The organism is Candidatus Cardinium sp. cByotN1, assembly GCF_022810525.1.
Taxonomy (GTDB): domain Bacteria; phylum Bacteroidota; class Bacteroidia; order Cytophagales; family Amoebophilaceae; genus Cardinium.
Window position 1 is genome coordinate 1 of record NZ_JAACGG010000056.1, and the last position, 1,612, is coordinate 1,612.

The 1,612-nt window shown below is 35.3% G+C and carries 1 protein-coding gene; it reads right to left on the bottom strand.

Translation table 11 applies throughout. The features are described 5' to 3' along the window. Positions 1-244: 244 nt before the first annotated feature. Entirely contained in the window at positions 245-1,204 is a 960-nt protein-coding gene (locus tag MUW73_RS01675) for a PP2C family protein-serine/threonine phosphatase (protein ID WP_243018756.1), read from the bottom strand. Positions 1,205-1,612 lie beyond the last annotated feature (408 nt).

Here is a 1,612-nt window from a genome sequence, read left to right on the forward strand (position 1 = left end):
GCTGCAATGGATGTTGCAGGTTGGATTCTGTTTTTCCAGCTGTAAGGGGCGCTTGCCGCAACTTTTTACCAGGGCTTGATTTTTTGCTTACTTGCTTATCAAGCAAAAAGTAAGATAAAAAATCCTTATAATCAAATAAAAATAATTAAAAATTCCTTAAGTTGAGGCCATTGGGTGAACGGAAACATCCCCTTTAATCTAGACCAAAATTTGGTCTGGCAATAGGTTCAGTAACCAGTCTATTTTATTTAATTACAACCACTACTGCAGCTATATCATCTTTTTTACCTCCTTGGTGGGTTATACCCCAAGCTTTTGCCCTTATGCCAAAAGGAGAGGTTTTAGTCTCATTGAGACTATTGTTTAATGCTTGATTGAATAAACGCTGTGCTATTGCTTTTGCAGTCTCATCAACATTGATTAGACTAATCAGTTCTGCATCATCTAAATTATCAAACAAACCATCTGTAGCCATAATGACAATGTCCCCTTTTGCTAATAGATATTCACCATAATCACAATCGTTTGGCCTGTTAGAACTATGACGGCCCAATTGGTATGGATGGTTAAATGTATATTGTTGTTCTTCGGTCTTCACTACAAACTTGTTTTTGCGAATCACTCTTAAACCAGAGTCTCCCAAATTAGCCCAACGTAAGGATCTTTTGTCAATAGTGGCTACACAAATAGTGCTACTAGCTACTTTATCTGTTTTATTGTAGCCATCGCAAATCATTTCTAATGGAGTTGTACCATTGGATAATGCGATATGCTCAATGAGTCTACTAGAGTAGACCCCAGGATCTATACCGCGACGCCACCAGCCACCTACACCATCCGCGACTCCTAATATGAGTTTTTGATTATCAATTAGTTTTATAGAATTTAACAGCATAGAACGGGACTTAGATTGGTTTTTTAGTATATGCCTGCACGGTAAACCACGTTTAGATTTACCAACAAATGCCACATCAATAGTAAAACCATTGGTATGCAATTCTGAGTCAGCATCAGTCCCAATAGCTTTGACAAATAAGGCATCATCCCCATATTGATAAGCTTTTACAATCTTTCGACCTAGGCTAGAAGGTAGTGCATCATTTACGTCTTTACTAACCAATTTATTAGACGAATAATCAGTAGATGGAGGCTTAGGCTTGCAACCTATACAACGCCCAGCTACATATACAGAAGAGATAAACATGATTTTTTTTAAAAAAATCAATATTTCATTAAGTGATACCAGGGGCATAAATAGTATTTTTATTTAGTTTATCTTAATTGGAAGTATAATAAAAATTTTAGTAAATACTATCGAACAAAATCAAGTCAATCAAAACTTACTAGGTGTACATGAGGATTTAGTTAAAAGATCCACCTATAACCAGCAGAATTGATATTTTTTTACCGTCATTTGCGACACCTTCTTGCTCGGTCCATTTAGAAAATTCGTTTACTAGAGTGAATCATTCTTATGAATGAAAAAAATCTAGATATTACCCTCTTGATCCGCTTTTTGGCTCTTTATTATCGTATCTGTTCCTAACACTGTTAAAAAATGAATGTTTTAAAGATACTTTTTGCTTGATCAAAAAGTAGACAAAAAATCAAG